General features: G+C 67.0%; 16 protein-coding genes and 1 pseudogene. 10 read left to right on the top strand and 7 right to left on the bottom strand.

Annotated elements, in window-relative coordinates; all coding sequences use genetic code 11:
* The 3 genes and pseudogenes from BJG92_RS08530 to BJG92_RS08540 all read right to left on the bottom strand — a co-directional run.
* Window positions 1-321: pseudogene (locus tag BJG92_RS08530) on the bottom strand (acyl-CoA dehydrogenase); the annotation flags it as partial.
* Window positions 322-385: 64 nt separating this feature from the next.
* A complete protein-coding gene (locus BJG92_RS08535; protein ID WP_232083604.1) occupies window positions 386-736 on the bottom strand; it encodes a hypothetical protein in 351 nt (116 codons plus the stop codon).
* Between the two features lie 176 nt (window positions 737-912).
* Window positions 913-1299, bottom strand: a complete 387-nt coding sequence (locus BJG92_RS08540) for a PepSY domain-containing protein (RefSeq protein ID WP_232083605.1) — start codon at window positions 1297-1299, stop codon at window positions 913-915.
* Window positions 1300-1452: 153 nt separating this feature from the next.
* Between BJG92_RS08540 and BJG92_RS08545 the strand changes: the two genes are divergently transcribed.
* The 4 genes from BJG92_RS08545 to BJG92_RS08560 all read left to right on the top strand — a co-directional run bounded on the left by BJG92_RS08545 (window position 1453) and on the right by BJG92_RS08560 (window position 8219).
* Window positions 1453-2901, top strand: a complete 1449-nt coding sequence (locus BJG92_RS08545) for a DUF3375 family protein (protein WP_232083606.1) — start codon at window positions 1453-1455, stop codon at window positions 2899-2901.
* A 2-nt stretch (window positions 2902-2903) separates the two neighbouring features.
* Window positions 2904-3809 (top strand): DUF4194 domain-containing protein, encoded by a 906-nt coding sequence (locus BJG92_RS08550; RefSeq protein WP_232083607.1) that lies wholly within the window; start codon window positions 2904-2906, stop codon window positions 3807-3809.
* Window positions 3806-7273, top strand: coding sequence for an ATP-binding protein (locus tag BJG92_RS08555; RefSeq protein ID WP_232083608.1), 3468 nt, complete (start codon window positions 3806-3808; stop codon window positions 7271-7273). The genes BJG92_RS08550 and BJG92_RS08555 overlap by 4 nt, the downstream gene beginning before the upstream one ends.
* Window positions 7274-7382: 109 nt before the next feature.
* Entirely contained in the window at window positions 7383-8219 is an 837-nt protein-coding gene (locus BJG92_RS08560; protein ID WP_232083609.1) for an SGNH/GDSL hydrolase family protein, read from the top strand.
* 28 nt (window positions 8220-8247) lie between these two features.
* On the opposite strand, the gene BJG92_RS08565 is transcribed toward BJG92_RS08560, so the two are convergent.
* The gene (locus tag BJG92_RS08565; protein ID WP_232083610.1) at window positions 8248-8535 is read right to left on the bottom strand and encodes a YciI family protein; all 288 of its coding nucleotides are present in this window, start codon (window positions 8533-8535) and stop codon (window positions 8248-8250) included.
* Window positions 8536-8637: 102 nt separating this feature from the next.
* Between BJG92_RS08565 and BJG92_RS08570 the strand changes: the two genes are divergently transcribed.
* The 3 genes from BJG92_RS08570 (at window position 8638) to BJG92_RS08580 (ending at window position 11820) form a co-directional block, all read left to right on the top strand.
* The gene (locus BJG92_RS08570) at window positions 8638-9138 is read left to right on the top strand and encodes a MarR family winged helix-turn-helix transcriptional regulator (RefSeq protein ID WP_232083611.1); all 501 of its coding nucleotides are present in this window, start codon (window positions 8638-8640) and stop codon (window positions 9136-9138) included.
* Between the two features lie 26 nt (window positions 9139-9164).
* On the top strand, window positions 9165-10991 hold the full coding sequence (glsA, locus tag BJG92_RS08575) for a glutaminase A (RefSeq protein WP_232083612.1): 1827 nt from the start codon (window positions 9165-9167) through the stop codon (window positions 10989-10991).
* Window positions 10992-11058: 67 nt separating this feature from the next.
* Complete coding sequence (locus tag BJG92_RS08580; RefSeq protein WP_232083613.1) at window positions 11059-11820, top strand: SGNH/GDSL hydrolase family protein; 762 nt, start codon at window positions 11059-11061, stop codon at window positions 11818-11820.
* Here BJG92_RS08580 and BJG92_RS08585 read toward each other — a convergent pair.
* From BJG92_RS08585 to BJG92_RS08595, 3 genes are read right to left on the bottom strand one after another with little or no spacing between them, the layout of a single operon-like run.
* Window positions 11817-12557 carry an FAD:protein FMN transferase gene (locus tag BJG92_RS08585; RefSeq protein ID WP_232083614.1) on the bottom strand — a complete coding sequence of 247 codons (741 nt, stop codon included), beginning with the start codon at window positions 12555-12557 and terminating at the stop codon, window positions 11817-11819. The genes BJG92_RS08580 and BJG92_RS08585 overlap by 4 nt on opposite strands.
* Window positions 12558-12612: 55 nt before the next feature.
* On the bottom strand, window positions 12613-13113 hold the full coding sequence (locus BJG92_RS08590; RefSeq protein ID WP_232083615.1) for an FMN-binding protein: 501 nt from the start codon (window positions 13111-13113) through the stop codon (window positions 12613-12615).
* Window positions 13110-14552 (bottom strand): ferric reductase-like transmembrane domain-containing protein, encoded by a 1443-nt coding sequence (locus tag BJG92_RS08595; protein ID WP_232083616.1) that lies wholly within the window; start codon window positions 14550-14552, stop codon window positions 13110-13112. The genes BJG92_RS08590 and BJG92_RS08595 overlap by 4 nt, the downstream gene beginning before the upstream one ends.
* Before the next feature lie 500 nt (window positions 14553-15052).
* Between BJG92_RS08595 and rpmB the strand changes: the two genes are divergently transcribed.
* Genes rpmB through rpsN form a run of 3 tightly spaced genes read left to right on the top strand, consistent with a single transcriptional unit; the run spans window position 15053 to window position 15764 of the window.
* Window positions 15053-15289: a 50S ribosomal protein L28 gene (rpmB, locus tag BJG92_RS08600; RefSeq protein WP_056342125.1), complete on the top strand. Its 237-nt coding sequence runs from the start codon at window positions 15053-15055 to the stop codon at window positions 15287-15289.
* Window positions 15289-15456 carry a 50S ribosomal protein L33 gene (gene rpmG, locus BJG92_RS08605; protein WP_164204159.1) on the top strand — a complete coding sequence of 56 codons (168 nt, stop codon included), beginning with the start codon at window positions 15289-15291 and terminating at the stop codon, window positions 15454-15456. Before rpmB ends, rpmG begins: the two co-directional genes overlap by 1 nt.
* A gap of 2 nt (window positions 15457-15458) precedes the next feature.
* Window positions 15459-15764 (top strand): 30S ribosomal protein S14, encoded by a 306-nt coding sequence (rpsN, locus tag BJG92_RS08610; protein ID WP_232083617.1) that lies wholly within the window; start codon window positions 15459-15461, stop codon window positions 15762-15764.
* The last annotated feature ends 147 nt before the right edge of the window (window positions 15765-15911 follow it).

The following is a 15911-nucleotide window of genomic DNA, read 5'->3' on the forward strand; positions in this document are numbered from 1 at the left end:
CAGGGAGTCGCGCTCGATTTTCCGTCCGGACATCGTCCTGCAGTAAGCGGTCAGCCGTTCCATGAACGCTTCCCCGCGTTCGACGTCATCCGCCGGGGCTTCCGGCCAGGGGTGGATCAGGCTGAGGTCGAAGCTGCCGAGGTACAGTCCCTTCGCGAAACTGGGCCTGTCCCACGTGGTTTCGCGGGCGGCTTCGGCGATGGCCCGCGCGTCGGCCGCGGTGGCCTCCGGACCGATGGACGCGGGGGGCCCTGGAACGTCTCCGGCGGGGCTGTCGGTGGCTGGATTCTCGGTGGCTGGATTCTCAATGGCGGAGCTCACTGGGCATCTCCTCTCACCGGGTCACCCGGCTCGAGCCCTGGATCCGCCATGGGTGGAGAACCCTTCAGCTGTCCCGCAATACTACCCGCGGGTAAGTGCCTGTGCTAGGGGCCTGCTGCCCCCTAAATTCCGCCGCAAATTCCGCCGCAAATTCGGCAGCAAAGTCCGCCGCAAAGTCACCCGGCAGCTCCACGGTCGACGCGTGATGGACCAGCCGGAACCAGGCGTGGTTGATACCGTGGACGAGCCCGAGCAGGGCGCTGGCCGCGATGAACCAGGCGAGGCGGCCGACGCCGACCAGCACCAGGGCAACGAACGACGCCGTCATCATGAAGAGGGTGATTATCGCGGCAAACACCAGCGTTCCAATGAACACCAGAGTTCCCGTTTCCACTGCGCTTAGGTCGAACTGCATACTTCCCCCTGCACCATTGCTGCGGCTGAATCAGTAGCCCGAGCGTAGGGTGCAGGAGAGACACTGAACCAGAGTCCCGGGGGCGTGCCGCCACTCTTGATACGGGATTGAAATGCTACCCGGGGGTAGGTCACGGGGCGGTTGCGGAAATGTCACTAGCCGTCCCGCCGGGCCTTCTAGTCGTCGTCGAACTCCGGCGCGGCCTGATTCAGGACCTGGAAGTCCGCACCGACTTGGACTTCCACTTCTGAACCGTTCTGCAGACGGATCTCCACCTCGTAGGCGCCTGCGCCGTCGTCCGCCCGCTCCACTTCCGACACCGTGCCCTGGCCGACCTTGGCGAGAGCGGCGTTGGCGGCGCTCTCCCGGTCAGCGCTGTTCAGCGCGGGACCCCCGGAATCGTCGCCCCGCTCGGGACCGTCGTCGCCTGCCACCTGGAATGAGCGATCGAGATTGACCTCGGGATCGCCGGTCTGGGTGCTGGCTGCGACCGCAACGGTCGCACCGCCCAGAATCACGGCCGCAGCCGCTACCCCCGTGATCAATGCCGCTTTTTTGCGCATGACTAGCTCCTTTCGTGTGATATTCACAGTGTGCTCCTGCGGCTGGAGGCATTCAACGCCCAATCTTTTCGGGGGCTGCGTTAACCTTGTAGCTGGCAGTTTTTCGGTTTCAATTGCCCCACCAACATCGCCCAGGCAGCTGAAGGAGAGTGCGTGTCCCGCTCCGCCCTGTCATCGGCCGACGCCATCGGTGCCCGGCTCCGGGACCTCGAGCTCCTCACGAAGGGTCCGGCCTGGGCGTTGACCCGCTCGGCGCCGTGGGTCATCGCGGTGCTGCAGGCCTCCTTCACCCGCGCGCGCCCCCAGCTGCCGCTGGAGCAGTTCCACGCCGACGTCGACGCCTTCCTCGAGCAGCTCCGCCGCCAGGAGCCGGGGCTGGGCGGCTCCGCTCAGGGAAAGTCTTTCGGCGACGAGTGGACGCGCAAGAACTTCCTGACCCGCCGCAACCAGTCCGGCCAGATCGTCTATGAAGTCACCGAACCCGCTGCTCGCGTCCTTGCCTTCCTGGACAGCCTCTCCAGCGAACGCTCCACGCTCAACGGATCCCGGCTCGGCACCCTGCTGGGCGACGTCGAGAAGCTTGCCAACGAAACGAACCCGGACCAGAGCGCCCGGCTGGAGTCCCTCGAAGAAGAGATCGGCCAACGGCGGCAGCTGATCGCGGACATCAGCTCGGGCGACTTTGACGGGCTGCTCGACGACGACGATGCAGTGGAGGCGGCCGGCAACATCCTGGACCTCGCCGCCAGCCTGCCCGCAGACTACAAGAAGATGCGCGACCGGATCGAGGAACTGGTGGGCGAGCTCCGCAACCAGATCATCGAGGAGTCCCTCAGCAAGGGCGCCACGATGGCGCAGGTACTGGAAGCTGACAAGCGGCTGCGGCAGAGCCCCGAGGGCAGGACGTTCCGTTCCTTCACCGCGTTCCTGGAGGACCCGCAGCAGCAGCTGAGGTTCAGGTCCGCGATCGGCGAAGTGCTCAGCCGGCAGTTCGCGGATGATCTCAGCGTTGAGGAACGCGAGACGTTGAAGAACCTCGTGGCGGAACTGCGTACCCAGCACAGCCAGATCCAGCGGATCTACGGCAAGCTCAGCGAAAGTCTGAACACCTACGTCCAGAGCGACGACTTCCGTCAGTCCGTCCGGCTCCGCAAGGTCTTGCGCGAGGCCGAGCAGGCGATCCGCTCCTTGCCCTACGAACGCGAACGCCCCGGCCTGGTCCGCGGCCCGGTCCTGTTCAACGCCGGCTTCGAGTCCCTGGCTATGGTCAAGCTCTTCGACCCGGACGAATTTGCGGCCCCGCCCAGGCTCGCCGACCCTATCGCCTTCAGCGACTCGGACCGCGTGCGCTCGCCTCGGACGGGCAAAGCCAACACGGAGGCCATCCGTGCCGCGTTCGCCGGGGCCGACTCCCTGACCGAAGCCTGGGCGCAGCTTCCGGACGGGGAACGCCACATCAACTCCATCCGGGCCTTGCTCTCGTACGCCCTGCACGAGGGCGCCGGCTTCGACCGCGGGAGCTGGGACACCCTCGACTTCGAACAGATCGACGGCACCACACGCACCGCCTACCTGCCCGTCGTCACGCTCAAGAAGGACTGAAGATGACAGAAGAAATTACGGCGGCGGCAGCGGCTGCGGAGCCTGGCCGGCACGTCCACTCAGACCCCTTCAACGTGACCCCGCGCGATACCTTCGTCGACGGCGCCGCCCTCTTCCCGGGGGACACCGGCGTGCTCCCCATGAAGGTCCGTCAAGCCCTCGTCAAACTCCTCAAAGGCCCCTACATCGACGGCGGCCGGGACGAGAAGCTCTGGACGACGCTGCTGGATAACCAGGTGATCCTGCGCAGCCGCCTCTCCGAACTCTTCCTGACCCTGCAGCTGGACCACGAACGCAAGGTGGCGGTCCTGCGGCCGGTGGACCCCGAGGCCATCGGAGGCAGTACCCGCTCCAGCATCCTGCGCCAGCAGCGCGCCCTGAGCCGGGTGGAGACCATCGTGCTGCTCCGCCTGCGCCTGCTCCTGGACCGCCACGTCACTGCCCAGACCGACCCCACGATCACGCGCGAGGAAATCGCCGAACTGGTGGCCCACTACCAGCCTGCCGGCCAGCAGGACGCCCTCCGCGACTCCGACGCCGTCAGCCGCACCATCACCAAACTCCTGGCCCGCCAACTCCTCCTCGCCACCGGCCTGGACGAGGTCTACACGATCTCCAACGCCCTCCCCCTGGCCCTCCCGTTCGAAAACATCGGCGACATCCCGGCCCAGATCGAAGCCCTGGTAGCCGCCTCCACCGACCAGTCCGGCACCGAACCCCTCCTAGAACTCGACGGCGAGACCCCCGCGGAGGAGGACAACGACGACGGCGATGCCGCCCCGGGAGTGGCATCGGGCCTGTCGGAGCCGGACGGCCTGCTGCTTGCAGCAAGGCCGTCCGGCGAAGGGGCGGGGGCGGCATCGCCGTCGTCGTCCGCCAAAGGAACAAACACGAAGGCAACCCTGTGAGCATCGCGACAATGCTCCCCATGGGCGAGCTCACCAACCCCGGCCAGATGCGCCTCGCCCTCGTCCAGGTGGTCAACTGGGGCACCTTCCATGGCGCCCACACGATGCACGTGGACCGCAACGGCACCCTGCTGACCGGCAATTCCGGCGTCGGAAAGTCCACGCTGTTTGACGCGATGCTCCGGGTCTTCGATGCCCGGCCGCGCTCCAACGAAGCCGCCGCCCAGCGGGCCGGCGGCGCAGTCGAGGACAAGCGGACGACGTTCACGTACATGCGCGGCAAGGTGGGGGACAAGGCGGTCGGTGAGGGTTCGGCCAGTGCCTTCCAGCGCCCCGGCGCCACGTGGTCCGCCGTTGCGCTGACCTTCGACAATGCCGCCGGAACACGGGTGAGCGTCTCGGCGCTGTTCGATCTGCCCAAGAACGGCACGGAGTCCAGCGTCGGCCGGTACTACCTGATCGACAACAAGCCGCTGGACCTCGCCGCCATCGAAGGCATCGCGGAGAAGCGGTTCACCAAGTCGGCCCTGGACACGCTTTTCCCCGACGCGCAGGTCTTCGACGTCCACAAAGCCTTCGCCGAACGCTTCCGGCGTCTGCTCGGCATCAACTCAGACCAGGCGCTTCCGCTGCTGCGCGTCATCCAGGCCGGCAAGGGCCTCGGCGGCAGCGTCAACACCTTCTTCCGCGACCAGGTCCTGGACGCTCCGACGACGCTGTCCGCGGCGGATGACGTGGTCGAGGAATTCAGCAACCTGATGTCCATCCGGCAGCGCCTGGAGGACGTCCGGCAGCAGCGCGACCAGCTGGCCCCCGTCCCGGGGCTGAACAGGGAATATGCCCAGTCCCTGCTCGACGCGAACCGCTTGCGGGACCTCGCGGGCGAGGAGTTCGAGGCCTACAGGCAGCAGCTGGCCGTTACGGTCCACGAGAAGACGCTCGCCCGGCTCAAGGACCTTGCGCAGTCAAAGGCGAAGGAGCTCGGCGTTGAGCGCGGCGTCCGCGACGGGCTGGCCAAGGAACTGCGCCAGCTGGAGGCGGACTACAACAACCAGGGCGGCAACGCGATCTCGGCCATCGAGCAGTCGCTGGAGAACGCCCGGGTGGGGCTCAAACTCCGCCAGCAGGTGGAGGAATCGGCCCGGAAGGCCCTGTCCGACGCCGGGCTGGAACTCCAGTGGACCGCAGCCGGCTGGGAGCAGGCCCACGAGCACGCCGCCGCCCGCTCAGCCGAACTGAAAGACGATTCGGAGGCGCTCAAGGAGCTGCGCTTCGAGGCCTTCGACGGCCATGCGACCAGAAAGCGGGAGCTGGCGGCGGCCCGGCAGGAACTCGTCTCGCTCAAGACGCGCAAGTCGCTGCTTCCGCCGTCGAGCATCGAAAACCGCAACGCCATCGCGGCGGCCACCGGCGTCCCCGAGGAGCAGATGCCGTTCGGCGGCGAACTGATCGACCTCGCCGAGGGCCAGGAGCAGTGGCGGCCCGCTGCCGAGCGCGCCTTGCGGAGCCTCGCCACGACGCTGCTGGTCCCCGGGGAGCACTTCGCCGCCGTCACCCGGTACCTCAACGACCACTCTGTCCGCGGCGCACTGCGCGCGGTGGACGTGTCCAAGCCGCTTGCCGGCGGCGCCCTGGCCGTGGAGGATGCGGCCGACGGCGATCTGCTGGGCAAGCTGGACATCCTTACCGACGGGCCTGCCGGCAGCTCGTTGGCAGCAGCGGGCGAGTGGATCCGCGAACGGATCGCCCTCGACTTTGCCTACCCGTGCGTCGAGGACCCGGACGAGCTGGCCCGGATGGACAAGGGCCTGAGCCTGGGCGGGGTGGTCAAGCGCAACCGCCACACCGTGGAAAAGGACGACCGTTTCACGGGCCGGCAGGACTACGTCCTCGGCTTCGACAACGCCTCCAAGCTGGAACTCGTCGCCGCGCAGGTCGAGGACCTGCAGCAGGAACTGGCCAAGGCCGCGGAGCTGGCGCAAAGCCGCGAGGAATCGCACCAGGGCATGACCCGGCAGCTCGAGGCCCTGCGCCGCGTGGCCGATGACCGCCGGCCCTGGGAGCAGGTGTCGGCCATGGTGGCCGCGGACGAGCTCGCCCGGATTGAGCGGCGGCTCAAGGACGCCCTCGCTGCGCAGGCGGATCTCGAGCCGTTGCGGGCCAATATCGAGGCCGCCCGGCACAAGCACCAGTCCAGCACCGAGGCCGCCGCCGTTCTGCAGAGCGAATACAAGGCCGTCGACTCGCGGCTTTCCGCCGCCGATTCGATGCTGGACGCCGCGCGGGCCCGCCTGGCGCGGCAGCCGCCGTCGGAGGCCACCGTCACGGCGCTGCAACCGTACTTCGCGGACTTCGGCGACGTCCTGGAAATGCACGAGCTGGACAACCTCGCCAACCGCGTGCGGACCGTGCTGCTCGCCGAGCTGCACGCTGCCGAATCCCGCGGGCAGGCCACTTCGGAGCGGCTCACGCGCATTTTCGAGGGGTTCGTCCGCGAGTGGGGCACGGCGATCTCCGCGGACCACGGCACGTCGATCGGCGCCGCGGGGGAGTTCGAATCCCGCTACCACGGGATTGTCAGCGACGGACTGCCGGCGCAGGAGGCCGAATTCCGGCAGTTCTTCAACCAGCGCACGCACGAATCCTTTTCCACCCTGCTGCACCTGCTGGACGAGGAGCGCCGCTCCATCACGAGCCGCATCCTGCCGCTCAACGGGATCCTGTCCGAAGTGAACTTCCACGAGGGCAGCTTCCTGGAACTCGACATCAAGCAGACCCTGCCGCCCACGGCCAAGCAGTTCAAGGATGCCATCCAGACCGCGCTCAAGGTCCGGCATGCCCGGCCGGGCAAGTCCGGTGCGGCTGCCGGGGCGGAGGCAAATGACGACGCCGAGCTGACCACCCGTTACAAGTCGCTCGAAACGCTTGTTAAGCGGCTCGGGTCGCAGACGCCGGAGGACCGGCGCTGGCGGGCCGAGGTGCTGGACGTCCGCGGGCACCTGTTCATCCAGTGCAAGGAGCACCGCGAGGTCCAGGGCTCGAAGAAGGGCGCAACGAAGACCGAGGTGTTTATGCACGCGGACACCGGCTCCATGTCCGGCGGCGAGCGGCAGCGTTTCACAGCCTTCATCATGGCCGCGGCGCTGAGCTACCAGCTGGGCATCGCCGAGCAGGGCTTCACCACCTACGGCACCGTGATGATGGACGAGGCCTTCGTGCTGGCATCGGAGGAATTTGCGGGAGCCGGCATCAAGGCGCTGCACGAGTTCGGTTTCCAGCTGCTTCTGGCCGCGCCGGAAAACGTGATCGACCTGTCCCGCCACCTGGGCTCCGTCACCGAAATCCTGCGCGACAAGCGCACCAACCGCTCCGGTGTGCTCACATCCCCTGTGATCGGACCGCGTCCCGGCACCGGGGGAGCCTGGCGATCCGAGGCCAACCCGGTGGATATCGTCCTGCGCTAGGCCTGCGGTAGTCCGGACCGCGTCCGGAGCCCCCTTCGGCCGCGGGCGGCTCATCTGGTGTGCCCCGGGCGTTCACCCCGGCGTCGAGTTGGGGCGTTAGCGTGGACACGTGGCCGAGAACCTTCTTACTGCGCGCCCGGACGGCGGACGGCTTTTCGTCGCCCTGGGCGATTCCTTCACCGAGGGCGTAGGCGACTACAACCCCCGGTTTCCCAACGGAGTGCGGGGATGGGCGGACCGGGTCGCCGAGAAGCTGGCCAAGGCCGAGCCGGGCTGGGAATACGCCAACCTTGCCATCCGCAGCAAGAGGCTGCGCCACATCATCGCTGAACAGCTGGAACCGGCGCTCGCGATGGAGCCGACGCTCGTCACCCTCTACGCGGGCGGCAACGACATCCTGGATATCGGCACCGACATCAACGCGCTCATGCGGGACTACGAGTCACTGGTCGCCCGGCTGAGCGTTACCGGGGCCACCCTGGTGCTGTTCACGGGTTTCGACGTCAAGGTTTCCCCGCTGTTGGAGCCGTTGAAGAAGCGCAACGCCGCCTACAACCAGCGCGTTCGCGAAGTGGCGGCCCGCTACGAGGCCGTGCTGGTGGACTACTGGTGCTTCGACGCGTTCCATGACCCGCGGATGTGGGATTCGGACCGCCTGCACATGTCCGCAGCCGGTCACAAATACCTGGCCGGGCAGGTCCTTGACCAGCTTGGGGTGCCGCACAAGTTCAAGCCCAAAGAGTGGGATCCGCCGGTAAGGTTGGGGCTTCGGGACTGGGAACGCCGGCAGCGCCGCTGGGTCCACGACTGGGTGCTGCCGCTCTTCGAACGTAAGCTGCGCGGCGTCACGCTGGGGGACGAGCTCAGCCCGCGCTGGCCGCAGCCGGTCCGTGTCCCGCCGAAGGGCGGCCTGAAGAAACTCGCGCCCAAAGTCCCGGCGGACTAGGCCGGACTAAACACAGAAAAGTACGTCGTTAGCCGTCCAGCAGGTTTTCGTAGCCCGGCGCCACCCGGTTGGCGTGGAACTCCATGACCTCGAAGTCGGCCACCCCGTTGACGTAGAACGGGTCCTTGGCCAGTGCGGCGTCTAGGACGGCCCTGTCCGAGTTGGAAAGCAGCAGCGCGCCTGTCCGCGGGATCTTCCGGCCCGCGACCATGAGGACGCCCTCGTCGAAGGCATCCTGCAGCCACGTGACATGCGCGGGCAGATGGAAGTCCACGATCTCTTCGGGGACCTTATAGGTCAGGGAGACTACGTACATACGGTCAGCCTACCGCCTGCTTCCCGGACACCGGCGGGAGACGCGGGGCACGGTAACCGGCGAAGTTGAACCGTCAAGCTTTGGTCCTCCTAGACTGTAGGCATGACGGAACCGCGCTGGCTCAACGCCAATGAACGCCGGGCCTGGTTGGCCCAGCTGAGCATCAACACCCTGCTTCCGGCCGCACTGGACACTCAGCTCCACCACGCCCGCAAGGTCTCCCTCTTCGACTACAACGTGCTCGCCATGCTCTCTGAGGCCGACGGCCGCTACCTGCCGATGAGCGAACTGGCCGCGCGCACCAGCGCCTCGCTCTCCAGGCTCTCCCATGTGGTTACCAAATTGCAGGCCCGCGGCTGGGTCGAGCGCCGCCCGCACCCGGGGGACGCCCGGGTCACGACGGCGCACCTCACCGACGCCGGAATGGAAACCATCGAGGAACTCGCCCCCGGACACGTTGAGGCCGTCCGCTCCCTGTTCCTCGATGCCCTGAGCCAGGAAGACGTGGCCGACCTCGCCCGGATCGGTGAGAAGATCGTGGCCAGACTCGACGACGATCACTGGATCCTGCGGGACAACAACGGCCGCAGCCACCAGCCCTAGGCACAGAGGGGCCTAGGGTTGGCAGTATGGAATCGCCGATCGACACCTACCTGCGTCAGATCCACGCCGAGATCGCCAAGCTCAGGGACGGCAAGCCGTACAGCAACATTCCGGCGATGGCCACCGTGGATCCGGACAACTTCGGCATCGCCCTGGCCACCGTAGACGGCCAGGTGTACGAGGTAGGGGATACCCGCGAGGAGTTCACCATCCAGTCCATCTCGAAGCCCTTCACCTACGGGCTGGCCCTGGCGGACCTTGGCTGCGACGCCGTCGACGCGAAGGTGGACGTCGAACCCTCGGGGGATTCCTTCAACGAGATTTCCCTCGCCGAGGGGACCGGCCGCCCCGCAAACGCCATGATCAACGCCGGCGCCCTGACCGCCACCTCCCTGATCAAAGGCTCCGGCGGCCAGTCCGGCTTCAAGCGGATCCTCAGCACCTACTCCGCCTTCGCCGGGCGGCAGCTCTCGGTCAGCGAGAAGGTCTACGAATCCGAACTCAAGCACGGCCACCGCAACACCGCACTCGCCCACCTGCTGCGTTCCTTCAACATCATCGAAGATGACCCGACGCCGGTCCTCGAGGACTATTTCCGCCAGTGCTCGGTGCTGGTGAACTGCTTTGACCTCTCGATCATGGCCGCCACCCTCGCCAACGGAGGCAAGAACCCGCTCAGCGGCAGGCAGGTTCTGGAGATCGGGCCGGTGGAGCGAGTTCTGTCGGTGATGATGACCTCGGGCATGTACGACGACGCGGGTGCCTGGATCAGCAGCGTCGGCATGCCGGGCAAAAGCGGCGTGGCCGGCGGGATCATCGCCGTCCTGCCCGGCCAGGTGGGGCTGGCTGTCTACTCGCCGCCGCTGGACGAGCACGGCAGCAGCGTCCGGGGACTTGCCACGGCCCAGCGGCTCTCCCGGGACATGGAACTGCACTTCGTCCGGGCCGCGCGCACCGGCCGGTCCGCGATCCTCGCCGCGTACGACGTCACAGAGACGCCCTCGGGCATCCGCCGCAACGACGAAGCCGCCGATGTGCTCCGTGCCAACGGCCACCGCGCCCGGGTGATCGAGCTCAACGGCGACCTGCTCTTCGCCGGAACCGAGTCCATGGTGCGCGAACTCAGCGCGCTGGCGGACGACGTCGAACTCGTGGTCCTGGACCTGCGCCGCACCGACCAGGTGAGCGAGGTGGCCCTGCGCGTGCTGGCCACGGTCCGGCGGGGGATGGCAGACGCTGGCCGCGAACTCGTCCTGGTCGAGGCGGACGGTTCGGTGGCGGAGGCACTGGCCCAGACCCAGGACAAGCACCGTCAAGCGGTGCCTTCCTTCCCCTCCCGGAACGCCGCCGTCGAATACTGCGAAAACCGGCTCCTGGCACGCCACGGGAACCGCCTGCTGCTGCCGGACCACGTGCCGGTCACCGCGTCGCCCGCCCTGGCGCCGCTGGACGAGGCGGACGCCGCTGCGCTGCAGGCCCTGATGACGGCGAAAAGGTTCGACGACGGCGACGTCATCCGCCGCGTTGGGCTCCGCTTCGGCGGGGTCTACTTCATCACCGCCGGCAAGGTCAGCAGCACCTCGCCTGGGCCCACCGCGGAACGGGTCAAGCTCAACACACTCAGCGCGGGCATGACGTTCGGGGAACTGGCGCTCGGCAGCGGCAACAGGCAGGAGACTACGGTCAGGGCGGTAGGTCCGGTGGAGGTCATGGTGCTCAGCGCCGAGGCCATCAGCGAGCTCGAAGAAAGCGATCCGCGGCTGGCCATTCTGCTGTGGAAGGCCCTGACCCGGGACGCCTATACCCGGGTGGAGCAGTACCTGCGCGAATCAGCGGTCCGGATCCGGGAGTAGCCCGCCTGGTGTCCCCTTGGTGGTGCCCGCTTTGTTTGCTTGGGGCAACTGCTGGCAGACTGGTCCTATGGATTTTACGTCGCGCTATGTGGCCCTTGGTGATTCCTTTACGGAGGGCGTCGGCGACGAGGACCCCACCCGTCCCAACGGGGTCCGGGGCTGGGCTGACCGGGTGGCCGAGCAGCTCGGCGCCGCGGACCCGGGCTTTGGCTACGCGAACCTCGCCATCCGGGGCCGGAAGCTGCGCCAGATCGTGGCAGAGCAGGTGGATGCCGCCGTCGACCTCAAACCCACTCTGGTGAGCATTTACGCGGGGGCAAACGACATCCTGCGGCCCAAAATCGACATCGACGATCTCCTGGTGGAATACGACGCCGGGATCCGCAAGCTCACGGCCACGGGCGCCACGGTGGTGATGTTCACCGGCTTCGACGCGCGTGGCTCCAAGATTTTCGGCGCCATGCGCGGCCGCACCGCCATCTACAACGAACTGGTTCGCGGCATCGCCGGGGACCACGGCGCGCTGCTGGTGGACTACTGGCGTTTCAGCGAATACTACGACTGGGGCATGTGGGGCACGGACCGGATGCACATGTCCCCGGCCGGCCACGCGAACATGGCCAAGCGCGTCCTCACGGTCCTGGAACACGACCACTCAATCGACGTCCCGCCGATGACGCCGGTCCCGGAGCTGAGCCGTACCGATGCGATCCGCGCGAATGCGCGCTGGGTGCGGGAATTCGCCGGCCCCTGGGTGGCCCGCCGGATGACGGGCAAGTCCTCCGGCGATGGCCTCGAACCGCGGTACGGACAGCTCACGCACCTCTAGGCGCGGAAGCCCGGCGTACCGAGCAGATCCCCGCTGCGGAGCACGGCGAGCACCTCAACGTCCCAGCAGTCTGTGGCACGGTCCAGCATCGTGCGCCCGCCGGCCACGATTGCCGTCGCCAGCACGTCTGCGGCGACAATATCCGCGGCCGCCACGGAGACCTGGCAGAACTCGGAACGCCCCGCACCGGCTGTCCAGATGTGGTCTCCGCGCTCCGCGGTACCGGAGGTGGCCAGTGCGGCGAACCGGGCGCTGCCGCCCAGGGAAAAGCCTGACACCAGCCTCCGCCTGTCCTGCGGGTGCACTATTCCGGCCTGCCAGGGGGCTCCGGATCCCGGCGAACCGCACACCAGCACGTCGCCGCCGGCGTTCAGGCACCAATCCTCAAGCTGCAGGCCCCCGAGCGCGGCGCCTGCCTGCCTCAGTGCATACCCCTTGATGATCCCGGACAGATCCGGCACGCCGTCGGGCCGCTCGGGGGTGAACGTGCCCCCGGTCAGCAGCCGCCAGCCGGCGGCGTCGGCATACCGGGCGCGCATTGCCGCCGAAGCCCCCCGCAGGGTCACCTCTCCCCGGGCCATCCTGCTGGCCTCGGACTGCGGGCGGTACAGGCTGAACGTCCGGTCCAGCCCGGCAAATACGCGACCGACGGCGGCTGTGGCGTTGTCCAGGACCCGTTCGCGGGGCGTCCCGGAGAGGGCTCCGGCGGGGAGGGACAGGCTGATGACCGTGCCCATGCAGTGGAAGGTCCGGGCACTCAGCGCCGGTCCCGTCGGCGCTGGAGTCTGGGGTTCAGAGGTTGGCTGCATCGATCGCCGCCTGGAGCGAACCCAAGTACGCCTCGCTGGTAACGGTGGCGCCGCTGATGGTCTGCACGTTCGCGGACTGGGCCCTGATGACCTCGGTCCGAAGCAGCGGTGCGGCGCGGCTGCTGATCTGCACGGACTTACGCTCGGCGTCCGTAAGCTTGAGCGCCGTGACGTCGGTGATCGCTCCGGCCTTCACGGTGATCTGCACCTGCACGGTGCCGTAGCGGGTGCGGACGACGGAACCGGCGTACGTGCCGGCGGCCTTCGCAGCCGCCCCGACGCTGCCGGAGCCGGAAGAGCTGGCGGGGCCGCTCGATCCGGACGATCCGGAGGTGGTTTCGTTGCTTCCCTTGGCACCGGAGGTGCCGGCGGATGTCCCGACGGCGGAACTGCCCGTGACGGCGACGTGGGTCCCCGACTGCCAGCCCACGAGGAGAATCCCGGCGGATGCAAGTGCCGCGGAAATCGCTGCGCGTATTCTCACCAGTCGAACCTTTCGTAGTGGAGCTGATCCTGGCGGACTCCCGCGGAGCGGGCGGCCCGGATGACGTTGCCGGCCCAGGCGGTGGGTCCGCAGATATAGACATCGGAGTCTGCGATGTCGGGGGCGTAGCTGGTCAGCCTGTGCCCCGCGCGAACCGCCGACTCCGGCATCCAGCTGTGTCCCCCGGCCGCGCGGGCCCCGGTCAGATGGAATAGCGTCGCGCCGCGGCGCCGGCACAGGTCAAGGATTTCGTCGCCGAGATAGAGCTCGGAATCGCTGTGACCACGGAGCAGGACAGTGGCGTTGCCGGGAGAAAACGGCGTGCCTTCCAGCAGGGCGCGGAGAGGAGTGATCCCGATGCCGGCTCCGATCATCACCACTTTGCCCCGGCTGCGCGACGCGGTGTTGAACAACCCGTACGGCCCCTCCACCGCCACCTTGGTCCCCGGCCTCAGCGCCACCAACCGGGCGGACCCCCGGCCCAGATTGCGGACGGTAATTCTCAACATGCCGGCGCCGGCGGCATCGAACCGGACGGGCTCAGCGGACAGGCTGAAGGGGTGCGGGTGCCACCACTGTCCCGGCGCGAGGAAACGCCAGATGAAAAACCGGCCGCCGCTGCCGGCGAGCTCGTTGAGATGGCGTCCGGTCATCTCGATGCTGACGACGCCGGGAGCCTCCGGCACGACCCGGCGCACCCTCAACTGGTGCCGAAAGGTTGCAATGATGGGCTCCAGGACACGGTAGTGCAGGAGCGCGGCGCCCGTGCCAATGCAGAGGGCGAGCCAGTACCAGCGCTGCCAGGTGCCCTCGGCAAAAAGGCCGCCAACACTGAACTGATGCGGGATCGCGGTCAGCACCGCCGCGTACGTCAGCAGGTGGACGGCGTACCAAAATTCGTAAGGAAAACGACGTCGGACGGCCACCACGGAGGAGACCACAACGGCGATGAATAATCCGATCGACACGATAGCCAGCCACATGTCAGGAACTACCGCCCAGAGCGCGGCTAGCTCGCTGAGAGGATCCAGGCCCTCGGCCATCCCATCCCCGACCGCGAGCAGGACGCCGTGTGCCAGCAGCAGGTATAAGGCCGGTTTGCCGAGTTGCCGGTGATACTGCAGGGCGCGGTCGTGGCCCACGGTCCGGTCGATGAACGGCAGGCGGGCGGCCAGGAGCAACATCAGGACCACGAGATCCATACCGGTGAGGCCGGCAACGATTCCCAACGCCGTCAAGGACCCGGCGGGAGTGGAGAAGCCGGTTGCTCCGCCGTCGGCCAGCCACAACGCCGCGGCGCCCGCCACAGATGCCCAGGCGAGAACGGTCAGCAGGTCCGCCCGAAGCAACCGCTGCCGGGACTGCGCCCTGAAGGGGTTCAGGGCTCCGGGGGAGCGGCGGGTCGCAGCCGGTAGGGACGGCTGTGGTGGAGTGTCCATGACTCCAGAGTCCGCCCCTTGCCTATCATTTTGCTGTGAATGAACTGCGCCGCCGATTTGAGTTCAACCGGGCCGGTGCGGCCGCCCTGCTACACCCCCCAAATGCCCTGCCCCCGATGCCGGATTAGTCTTTGGTTCGCCTTGCTCGTAGACTTGGTAGGCGCTAGGTGGCGCGGAGCGTGTGCAATTGCTCCGGTTGGCGGGATCTGTCTGCAGAATCGACAGGCCTGACGGCCGGTAGTTAGGGGCTCAAGTTGCGTGCACTCCTGTATTCGCCCAGCATCCCGGTACTTCGCAGTGGCTTTCCGCAAGGTTTCACTGCCCGGTACCCGTGGCCCACAATCTTCGCCGCAGCGAGGACAGCAGCCGGTTTACGCCGAATGCGTGCATCCTGCGGACCAAACGAACACGGGTGGGGCTGGACTGCGGACGCTGCCTGCCGCACGGTTATGCGGGAACTCCGCCGATCGTTTCATTGATTTTTTTTGAGGAGAGTCGTCATGGCAGCACATTGCCAGGTGACCGGAGCCGAGCCGGGCTTTGGACACAGCATTTCGCACTCGCACCGTCGCAACAAGCGCCGGTTCGACCCGAACATCCAGAAGAAGCGCTACTGGGTTCCGTCCCTGCGCCGTAATGTCACTCTGCAGCTGTCTGCAAAGGGCATCAAGACCATCGACGTGCGTGGCATCGACGTAGTCGTAGCCGCCATCCTGGCCCGAGGAGTGAAGCTCTAGTGGCAAAGGACAAGGACGTACGTCCGATCATCAAGCTCAAGTCGACCGCGGGCACGGGTTACACCTACGTGACGCGCAAGAACCGTCGTAACAATCCGGACCGCATGGTCCTGAAGAAGTACGACCCCAAAATCCGCCAGCACGTCGAATTCCGAGAGGAGCGCTAAACATGGCCAAGAAGTCAATGATCGCTAAGAACGAACAGCGTAAAGTCATCGTCGAGCGCTACGCTGCAAAGCGCCTCGAACTGAAGAAGGCTCTGGTTGATCCCAACTCGAGCGAGGAAGTTCGCGAAGCTGCACGCCTCGGCCTCCAGAAGCTTCCCCGCAACGCCTCACCGGTTCGTCTGCGTAACCGCGACATCATCGATGGCCGTCCCCGCGGTACTTTCCAGAAGTTCGGTATCTCCCGTGTTCGCTTCCGCGACATGGCTCACCGCGGTGAGCTCCCGGGCATCACGAAGTCTTCCTGGTAATTCAGCACCCTGAAACCAGTGGCTTGAGAAGGGCCGGCAACCGTTTGGTTGCCGGCCCTTCCTGCTTTTAAGGGCCCGCCTTCGGGTCGAGTTGCGGTGGGGGTTGGGTGGGTGTATTGTTTTCTAAGTCGCCGCGAGGGAGACCAG

Origin of the sequence: Arthrobacter sp. SO5 (genome assembly GCF_020532805.1) — a bacterium.
GTDB lineage: Bacteria > Actinomycetota > Actinomycetes > Actinomycetales > Micrococcaceae > Arthrobacter.

Coding starts and splice junctions, on each gene's coding strand:
- BJG92_RS08535 (WP_232083604.1), bottom strand. CDS start 736: ATGCAGTTCGACCTAAGCGCAGTGGAAACGGGAACTCTGGTGTTCATT.
- BJG92_RS08540 (WP_232083605.1), bottom strand. CDS start 1,299: ATGCGCAAAAAAGCGGCATTGATCACGGGGGTAGCGGCTGCGGCCGTG.
- BJG92_RS08550 (WP_232083607.1), top strand. CDS start 2,904: ATGACAGAAGAAATTACGGCGGCGGCAGCGGCTGCGGAGCCTGGCCGG.
- BJG92_RS08565 (WP_232083610.1), bottom strand. CDS start 8,535: ATGTACGTAGTCTCCCTGACCTATAAGGTCCCCGAAGAGATCGTGGAC.
- BJG92_RS08570 (WP_232083611.1), top strand. CDS start 8,638: ATGACGGAACCGCGCTGGCTCAACGCCAATGAACGCCGGGCCTGGTTG.
- glsA (WP_232083612.1), top strand. CDS start 9,165: ATGGAATCGCCGATCGACACCTACCTGCGTCAGATCCACGCCGAGATC.
- BJG92_RS08580 (WP_232083613.1), top strand. CDS start 11,059: ATGGATTTTACGTCGCGCTATGTGGCCCTTGGTGATTCCTTTACGGAG.
- BJG92_RS08585 (WP_232083614.1), bottom strand. CDS start 12,557: ATGGGCACGGTCATCAGCCTGTCCCTCCCCGCCGGAGCCCTCTCCGGG.
- BJG92_RS08595 (WP_232083616.1), bottom strand. CDS start 14,552: ATGGACACTCCACCACAGCCGTCCCTACCGGCTGCGACCCGCCGCTCC.
- rpmB (WP_056342125.1), top strand. CDS start 15,053: ATGGCAGCACATTGCCAGGTGACCGGAGCCGAGCCGGGCTTTGGACAC.
- rpsN (WP_232083617.1), top strand. CDS start 15,459: ATGGCCAAGAAGTCAATGATCGCTAAGAACGAACAGCGTAAAGTCATC.